The organism is Bdellovibrionota bacterium, assembly GCA_035292885.1.
GTDB lineage: Bacteria > Bdellovibrionota_G > JALEGL01 > JALEGL01 > DATDPG01 > DATDPG01.
This window is the reverse complement of record DATDPG010000208.1, coordinates 1-9142: the sequence shown is the minus strand read 5'-3', so window position 1 is coordinate 9142 and position 9142 is coordinate 1. Positions and strand designations below refer to the sequence as shown.

General features: G+C 56.4%; 7 protein-coding genes. 4 read left to right on the top strand and 3 right to left on the bottom strand.

What is annotated here, in order from left to right:
• Window positions 1–3090: AAA family ATPase (locus VI895_14985; protein ID HLG21103.1), on the bottom strand; the 3090-nt coding region annotated here is incomplete at its 3' end.
• A 152-nt stretch (window positions 3091–3242) separates the two neighbouring features.
• On the opposite strand from VI895_14985, the gene VI895_14980 reads away from it, so the two are divergent.
• The 3 genes from VI895_14980 to VI895_14970 are packed head-to-tail and all read left to right on the top strand — an operon-like array spanning window position 3243 to window position 6148.
• Window positions 3243–3959, top strand: a complete 717-nt coding sequence (locus tag VI895_14980; GenBank protein ID HLG21102.1) for a DUF2064 domain-containing protein — start codon at window positions 3243–3245, stop codon at window positions 3957–3959.
• Window positions 3960–3972: 13 nt separating this feature from the next.
• A complete protein-coding gene (locus VI895_14975) occupies window positions 3973–4629 on the top strand; it encodes a glycosyltransferase (GenBank protein HLG21101.1) in 657 nt (218 codons plus the stop codon).
• Window positions 4622–6148, top strand: a complete 1527-nt coding sequence (locus tag VI895_14970) for a glycosyltransferase (protein HLG21100.1) — start codon at window positions 4622–4624, stop codon at window positions 6146–6148. Before VI895_14975 ends, VI895_14970 begins: the two co-directional genes overlap by 8 nt.
• Here the strand turns inward: VI895_14970 and VI895_14965 are convergent.
• Window positions 6065–7315 carry a hypothetical protein gene (locus VI895_14965; GenBank protein HLG21099.1) on the bottom strand — a complete coding sequence of 417 codons (1251 nt, stop codon included), beginning with the start codon at window positions 7313–7315 and terminating at the stop codon, window positions 6065–6067. The two genes, VI895_14970 and VI895_14965, sit on opposite strands and share 84 nt — an antisense overlap.
• Before the next feature lie 61 nt (window positions 7316–7376).
• Here VI895_14965 and VI895_14960 point away from each other — a divergent pair, with 61 nt between their 5' ends.
• The gene (locus tag VI895_14960; protein HLG21098.1) at window positions 7377–8120 is read left to right on the top strand and encodes a DUF6503 family protein; all 744 of its coding nucleotides are present in this window, start codon (window positions 7377–7379) and stop codon (window positions 8118–8120) included.
• Here the strand turns inward: VI895_14960 and VI895_14955 are convergent.
• On the bottom strand, window positions 8093–9142 hold a 1050-nt coding region (locus VI895_14955), incomplete at its 5' end, for a hypothetical protein (protein ID HLG21097.1). The two genes, VI895_14960 and VI895_14955, sit on opposite strands and share 28 nt — an antisense overlap.

Below are 9142 nucleotides of genomic sequence, written 5' to 3'. Positions count from 1 at the left end.
CCTCTGAAAAACCTCGCGGTATTCGAACGGCACGTTGCGAAGGAGCGCCTCGCAACAATCTTCATGCTTTTTCAGTGTGCGCGCCGCACTTTCCTTCTCCCCCCGCGCCGCTTGGTACCTGCGCAAAGCCATGAACGATCGAAGTCTAAGCGACACCGGAAGCACCGCATTCAAATCCGAATCCTCGACGTCCGGATGGAATGTCTTTCCGCAGCTCGAGGCCAAATCAAGTCCGGTAATCCATAACTCTCTTTGGAGTGGAGGAAGTCGAAGATGCCTCACGCGCAGGCAAAGTTCACCGTAGTCCTCCGCGAGACTGCCCGAGGGCCGCAACCCATGAAGCGCCTCAATGGAAAGCGCCCGCGCCAGGACTTCCGCAAAAAGCACCCGGTGGCCGTTGTCGTTGTAGCGTTTCGCGGCGGAACGGAGAAGATCCGCGGCTTCTTTCGGCTTATTTGCGCGCAGAAACAAGCGCGCGAGCAGCGATTCCCGAAGGCAACGCGCCGTGACTCCCAGGCGCGAAGTGATTCCCAATCCCACGGCCGACACAAGGCGCGTGGCTTCCTGGTCCGTCCCTATCTCGAGAAACCATTCCGCCAGGGAAAGTTTAAGCTGGGCCTCGAGAAACGGATCTTGAAGCGATCGGGCTTCCTTGAGCCCGTCTTCGAGCGTCTTCTTTGCCTGCTCGCAATCCCCCATACCGAGAAGGGCCGCGGCCTGGTGGCGCGAGACACTGGTCGTCAAGGCCCGCATTCCGGCTTCCCTGCAAACGCGAAGAGCCTCGCTCAAGCGCCTGAGAGTTTTCTCATAATCCCCCACGAATCGAGCGGCTTCGGCGAATCGAAGGTGCACGTTCACACCGTCCGCCGGCGGAATCCGATGGGAGCTGAATTTTTCGGTTTTGGCCAGGTAGTCCAGGGCCTGTGAGATCTCCCCTTGCTGAATGGTCTCTCCGGCCATGCGGGACCAGACGCGAAGTGCGGTCTCCGGATTCGCCTCGCTCAGCTCACGAAGCATTTTGAATCCCTCATGAACCATTTCACGGCCTCGTCCCAGCGCCACCAGGGCGTCCAGGCGATACTCGAAGGCTCGCAGTAAAGCATCCCGTGTCGACGGATCATTTCCAAGCGCCTCAATTGCGCGCTCGGCCGCATCCAAACATCGTGCGTCATCGGACCGGCCGCGTTGAAGCTCGGCCCACAGGAGAAAATAGACTCCCTGGGAGCGCGGCGAACGAAGCGCGCCATATTGAGACCATTCACCCAACACCCTTCGAGCGGCTTCGTAATCTCCCAAAGCGAGCAACGTGCGAATCCATCCCTCGTACAAGCGATCCGACTGGGCGGAGGATCCGAAAGGGAGCGTTTTCCCGGCTTCGATCGCGCGTTCGAAATAAACCCGAGCCTGGGAATAGAGGAAAAGATCGAAATTTCGCTCGCCGGCCTTCGTGGCCCACTCAACCGCCGACACTGCCCTGTCGCTGTCGAGAAAGTGATCCGCGATTCGGTTCACCGCCTCGAGATCGAGAATAGGAAAGCGTTGGACCAAGAACTGCCCCACCGCGGATTGGCGCCGCCGCCGGTCGGCGTTCTCAAGACTCTCCCTCACGACTTCAAAAATGAAATCATGGCGGAACCGGTACATCTTACGAGGAAAGACGCTCTGTTCGGTGAGATATCCCCGATCGATGAGGCCCGTCATTACTCCTTTCCAGTGTTCCCCGTGGATCGACGGGGTCAAGCCCTCGAGTTCTTCGGCATCGAAGGAAAGACCTAATAAAGACGCCCAGCGAAGCACGTCCCTCGAAAATTCCTCCAATCGATCGAATCGCGACGCCAACAGCGACCGAAGAGTCCCCGGCATATCGATCCGTTTATGCCGGCTTTTGAGAATTTTTTGGCCGTTCTCTTCGGTCTCAATCTCGAAATCCACTTGCTCCAATGCCTGCCGAAGGATCTCTTCCACGTACAGCGGATTGCCCATGGAGAGCCTTGAGAGTTCCGTCCTTGCCTGAGCGGCGATTTTATCCACGCCGACGGAAGCGGAGATGAATCGGCCTAATTCGTCATCGGTAAATGACTGCAACACCATCTCGTTATAATTGAGACGCCGTTTCCAACGCCCTTCCCATTCCGAGCGGTGTGAAAGAATCAAAAGAAGATGGGAAGATTCCATATCTTCCATGACATGTTCCAAAAGCTCGATTGTATTGGAATCCGCCCAATGAAGGTCTTCCAGAATGACCGCGAGCGGAGAGTGAGCTTTCATGTGTATTAACTGCCGAATCGAATGAAAGAGCCCCTGCCGAATCTGGGAATCCGAAAGAAAGCGCAAACGCTCCGTTTTCTTTTCCGGATGGAGAAGCAGGCCCAGAAAATCGGTTTCCACCTCGTCGGCTTGGGCATCCAAACCGTGAACCAGGGCGGATACCACCTGGCGCACTCCTCGGTAGGGCTGTGTATCGCGGATCGCGTGCGCGCCCTCCGCAAAGGGGATGGAGCGCTTTTTGAGGATTTCCTGGAAAGCGGCGACCAGTCTCGTCTTTCCAACGCCCGCTTCTCCTACGATCCCGACGACCTGCCCCTGGTCCTCTGAAACTTGTTCCAACGTTTCCTCGAACCGAACGATTTCGGCGTTTCGGCCGATCAGAGGCACAAGCCGCGCCTCAACCCCTCTGAGCCGGCCGGGCCTTTGGCGCTCTCCTCGCAGGAAGAACCTCGGGCCGTGTTCTTCCTCCAGCCGTTCGAACAGAAAAAGCCGGTCGTAAATTTTTGCGATGGGCGGAGAGACGAGGACTTCCCCGGTGCGCAAAGCCCGAAGATCCTCGCGGAATTCCGATTCCCAGTTGAAGTCCGGATCCCGGTGATGAATCCTGACCGATACCTCCTTTACGATAAGACGCTTGGTTTCGTCTTGGATCAGGCAAGCATACCGAAGGGCCCGCTCCGCATCGTCTTCGGAGCGCTTCTGTACCCCGAAAAGCATGGTTCCGCGCTGCTCGTCCGATCGCACCCATAGAGCTCCCGGCGGAGGATCCGTGGGTCGGGCGCTCCCCTCAATGCCGACGGCGATCAGGCGCTTCACTTCCATGATGTTCCATTATCTCGACGGCCTCCCGGGCTGTCTAGCCCGGATCCGGCAATAATTCTTGGTGAAAGAGCGTGCTCTCGCGAGGCCGCCGAAGTACCGCACTCTGGGTAAGGCGGAGGACTTCCCGGATAGTTTGACATGCGAATCGGGGGGTGTACGCACGAAGCTTGCCCGCTCAAGCGCCATCCAAGGGTGATCTGAGGGCGAATTTCGGCGGCGGGATACACCTGATCGCGAAATCTCCCGTCGCGGGATGGTGCAACACTCGGCTGGCGGAGAAGCTGGGTTCCCCTTGCGCGGCTGAGCTGCAAAGAGCCCTTCTCAAGGATCATCTCGATTATTTTGAGGAGCATAAAGTCCCCTATCAGGTTTGGATCGGAACGCCCGAGACGGGGGAGTCCGGAATGGACCCATCGGTTCTCGGAAACGCGCGCATCATACGGGCCGCGAAGCTTGGACCTCTGCTCGAAGAGGCGTTGGCGTTTCATCGCAACGTATTGGCCTGGAAAAACGCGATCTTTTTGGGCGTCGATTCGCCGTTGGCGGCCTTCGCCTCTTTGGAACTTTCGTTCCGCAAGGGAAAGGAGGGCTACGCGGTTTTGGGCCCGGCCTTGGACGGCGGTGTTTATCTTATCGGTGTACCCGAGAATTGGCGGAATCCCTTTCGAAATGTCATGTGGGGGAGTGACCAGGTTTACAGTCAGCTGCTCGCGACTGCCGAAGAAGATCGGATTCCGGTTCAATCTCTTCCTAAAGGGCGCGACCTTGACACGATGGAAGACCTAACTTCGATGAAAGCCGAACTCCTGAAGGAAAGCCGCATCGTTCCGTCCACGGCTTCACTTCTGTCCCGGTGGAAGAGCATCTGAGATGATATCCATTGTGATCCCCGTTCGAAATGAGCCGGAGATGGGCGGCGTCCTGTCCCACATCGAGCGTTTAGCCCCTTGCGCGGAGCGGATCGTGGTGGACACAACCTCTTCGGCGCCGGCCGATGATATTTGGAGGGAACGCGTTCGTTATTTGTATCGCCCCCGATTAGCCACCCGCGCGGACGCCATGAACGAAGGAGCGGAGGAAGCCAGCGGAGATATTCTCTGGTTCCTGCATTCGGATTGCCGGCCTCCGGAAGGCGCCTGTGAATCCATTGAGAAAGCCATTCGCCGGGGCGCTTCCGCGGGCGCGTTTCTGAAGAGGTACGTTCCTGAATCTCCGTTTCTCCGGGTTCAGCGCCGGGTTCTCGACGCGGCGGCTCGAAGCCGAAAAAGGTTTCTCGTGGGAACGAACGGATTCTTCGTGCGGCGCGATCTTTTTCTGGAAGAAGGAAAATTCCCGTCCGTACCGCTCTTTGAAGACGTGTTGATCTTCGATCGATATCGGCGCCGGGTTGATTTTGAATTGCTGACCACTCGACTGCAAGTCTCTTCGCGAAAGTATGGCGAGGGTTTTGGGCTGCCGCGAATCGCTCGAAACAGTCTCATCTATCTCGCGTTCCGTTTGGGAGTTTCTCCCCACACTTTGATCCACTGGTATGCCTGAGCTCGCCGCTTTCATCGCCTATTACGCCGGTCTTACGGGATTGCTGCTGGCGGCGGGCCATCGTTTTTGGCTGACGTGGATCGCGACCAGACCCGCCGATGCGCCGATGTTTAAACCGCTACAACTCCCTGGTGGAGCGCCATTTGTGACGATTCAAATTCCCGTTTTCAACGAACGTTTCGTCGTCCAGAGGATTTTACGGTCGCTCGCCGCGCTCGAATACGAGAGGGACCGCTTCGAAGTTCAAATTCTTGACGATTCCGAGGACGACACGTCGGACCTTATCGCGCGAGAAGTCCCGCGACTGGCTATGCAAGGGATTTCGGTCCGCCATATTCGCCGTGAAAGCCGAAGCGGTTACAAGGCGGGCGCTCTGGCCGCCGGTACGGTTGAGGCGCGCGGCGAATTCGTCGCCATTTTTGACGCTGATTTCGTTCCGCCTCCCATGTTTTTGCGCCAAGCCGTCGGCGCCTTTGCCGATCCGAACGTTGGAGTGGTTCAGGCGCGATGGGGATACCTGAACGAGGATGAATCGAGGCTCACTCAAGCGCAAGCGGCGATGCTTGACGCCCATTTTGAGATTGAGCAGGCAGCACGATTCCGCAGGGGATATTTCTTGAACTTTAACGGTACAGCCGGAATGTGGCGAAAAAAGGCCATCGAATCCGCCGGAGGATGGCGTGCGGCCACGTTAACGGAGGACCTTGATCTCAGCTTTCGGGTTCAACTTGCCGGATGGAGCATCGTATACTTGCCGGACCTGGTTGTTCCCTCGGAGCTCCCTTCCCATTTTTCGTCGTTTCGCATCCAGCAGTTTCGCTGGGCAAAAGGATCGGCGCAGACTCTTCGTAAAATGGCCAAGCCTCTACTCCGTCAAAAACTTCCTCTCGGTACGAGAATGGACGCTCTTGTTCATCTGACGGGGCACTTCGCGTATGCGGCGGTGCTCTTGATCTTGTTTTCATTCCCCTGGGTGCTGAACGCAAGAGGAATGCGAAGTGTTTGGAACGGGTCCGACAGCATTTTCTTCGGATTCTCCACCATTTCGGTTCTCTGGTTTTTTTGCCAACCCCAGAAAACGAAAAGGAAATCCGCGGGAAATATTATTCAAACCATTGCCGTCGCCTTGACACTCGGAGTGGCCATGGCGATTCACAATACGGCAGCCACGCTGGATGGGCTTGTGGATCGGAGCGGGATTTTTGTCCGGACGCCGAAAAAAGGGAATTCGAACACGGGATACCGAGAGCAAGCCGGCGGTCGCGCGGCTGCGATCGTTCGCTGGTTGGAGGGATTTTTAAGCCTTTATCTCTTGGGATGCCTTGTCTGGTTTGTCCGGTCCGGTCGTTGGCTCTTCGTTCCGCTGGGTTTGTATTTCTTCTTGGCCGCTTCGCTTCCCGCAATGGCGGCGTGGAGGGCCGCACTGCTCCCCCGCTTACGAAAGAGGGGATTTTTGGATTCGCAAGAACCGATGTGCGATTCGTACACAGAGGCCGCCGTACAGAGGAAGGTAGGTTAGTAAGGAAGGCCAGACCGGTTCCCTCCAGACGTGAGCATTCAGATAATTAGGCAGCACGGCGTACGAGGAGGCGATCGCCAACGTGAAATAGATCCACTCCACCCGGGCCTCGAAAACCAGGAACGGAAGCAGCCAGAGCGTATACCATGGATAAACGACCGGCGAGAGTAGAAGGAAGAGGCCGATGGCGAAAAGGGCCCCTTTCTCGTAGGAGAAGGAGGGAACGGTGATTCGGCGGTAGACGCAGGCCGCCCAACCGAAAAAAAACAAGAGAACGGAGACCCGTCGTACGTCTGATGAGTCGAGAAAAATCCGAAGAATTTTATATACGCTTCCATTGAATTCCCACGTTTGAAGGTAAACGCCGAGTCCGCTGAAATGTCCCGCATGGCTCCAAAACGCCAGGACGGGGATGAAGAAGAAGAAGGCAGATAAAATCAACGTTCCGGAAGATCTTCTGGTTTTGTCCAGGAAAAGGGGAAGGAGCATGGCCGGCCAAATCTTCGTGAGTGCGGCCGCCGCCGCCGAGAGGGCCTGTCGCGCCGGGTGTCGATGGAGGAAATAAAGAGTGAGGATAAGAAAAAAGATGCCTAGAGAATCGACGTGCGCGGAGTGCGCGGATTCCACGATGGCTAACGGGTGCCAGGCGTACAGCAGGCTGAGGACTTCGGGCATCCGCCTCTTGCGGAGCAGCAGAACAAGAAAAAGTGTGCTCAACGCATCGAATAACGTCATCGTGACGCCGAAGATGAGGGGTTCGGGGGCGATTTTGGAAAGCGACGCAAAAAGCAGGAGCGAAAGTGGAGGATAGACCGAGGCCACTTCCCGGTGGTCGGGGGGAAGGGGAACTTCCTTGGCCAGCTCGGATAGGGACGGATCCGCAGGTGCCAAGGCGATCGGGTTCTTGCCGTGAATCAGAAGAGATCCGTCCCATATATAACGGTGGACATCGTTTGAAAGCAGAGGTTGATTCACCCAAAGCAAAGCTCGAAGAAGAAGGGAACTCAAGACGATCGCGGCAAGGCCCGGCCGCACTTTCTTGCGAACCAGAAAGACGCAAGAAAAACAAAACGCGACGGTCAGAACCGAATAGATCTCGGCAAAACGATGAAAAAAGAACGGCCGGGTAAGCGAAGTCCGAAGCAAAATGAGGGCCGCGGCTTCCACCGCTGCGCTTACGTAAAACCACCCCATGTCGGTGGGGTATGGTAGATGTGGATTCGCGGGAATGACAGCTTCAATCCGTCAGGTCGTACTAGGTTTGATTGCGCTCACCGTCGTTGATTCATCCCCTTCGCACACCGTGGATGCGATCGTTAGAGCCCATGGAGGGCGCGAGGCGTTTTACACGCTGCGCGACGTTCAATACCGTTTGTCGGTTCGCGATATTGCGACGAAACAAACGATGGAGTCGCTGGAACGCTATCTTTTCGACAAAGAGAGGTCCTACGCGAAATACGAGAAAGAGGACCGGGAAGAATTCTTCGACGGTCGCACGGCTCAAGTCCTTATCAATGGTAAGAAGATCGAGGACCGAAAGAAAATCCATCGTGCCGGAATCATGCGGAAGAGAAATTACTTTCTCTTCTCTCTTCCCTTCAAGCTCCTCGACCACGGTGTGCGGTACAAAAATGTAGGATCGCGCGTCGTGCAAGAGAGGAAATACGATGTCATGGATATTTCATTTTCCGGCGCGGCCGGCGAAAAAGCCGATCGGTTGCGTTTGTATCTGGATCCGAAATCAAAACGAATCGACCAATTTATTTTCACCAACGTCGCGGAAAACGGGAACGAATCCTTCCTCATGAAGTGTGACTGGGAGGAGATCAACGGTGTCTGGCTGGCAACCCTGCGGCGTTATGCGCGCTCCGATTGGGAAGGAAACCTGCGAGGGGAATGGATTGCCGACGAGAAACTCGATCGAATTCAATTTTGGAACGGCTTTCATCCCTCGGATTTTGTACCTCGATAGGATTCCCGCATCCAAAGCTTTAAAAGGGTTTCCGAAGCTTTCCCTCGCGGTGTGTAGCCCGTGTCCTGGTTCCCGCCCACACCTTGCCACTCATAAAAGAGCAGCCCCTCGAGACGTGGTTCGCCGTTCCAGGCCTCGAGGAGCGCCCCGTATCCGAGCCGTTGAACACTCTCGTCGGGAATTCCGCCGGTGACCGTGTGATCCCATGGGTTGACCAGCCCATTTTTGCGACTCGGGTATCCGGCTTCGGTGATCAGGATGTTCTTTCCCAATCTCCGGCTCCAATCGATGACTTTTGACCGAACCGATTTCCAGCGGTGAGCCAGCTGCTCCGCGGTGGGTTCCTCTCCGATTTGTGCCATCTCGTTGTAAGTGTTGATCCCAATCAAGTCCAACCGGCTCCAGGCGGGTGTTTCGCTTCGGTGGTCCCAATTAAAGGAATAGAAAAGCACTCCTCGGTAAACGGAACGAACCTCGTCGATCAGGCCGCTCCAAAGCGACGGGAATGGCTCCATTGAAACCAGTTCGGAACCGACCGAGAAGTATTCCACTTTTTCCGCCTGGGAGATCCGTCCGTATTTGAGGATCATGTGCCGATACGAACGAAACCACCGCTCCAGGTCGTCCGGTACGATCATGCCACGCCAGTCCTTCCTCGTCCGCGGGGTTTCAAGAAGCACGACGGGCATGAAGACAATCTTGAACCCAAGCGAACGGGCGGAACGCAAGACGTTCTCCACGAGAAGAAGAGGGGCCGTGAGCTCCGGATTGGGACGAAGGATGTTCGACCGCCAATCCGTCTGCGCCTCCGCGACTTTAAAGAGGACCGAGTTTGCTCCAAGGTCCCGGACCTCGCGCAGGGCCTTTTCCACGGTTTTTAATTCGGTCGACGCGTCAAGGCTTATGGCGACTCCGCGAAGAGCCGGTTCGGGGCCCGCGGCGGGGGACGCGGTCCCCCCCATGCCGAGAATGAAAACCAACGTGGCGAAAAGATAACTCTTCCGACGTTTACGGCGGGGGCC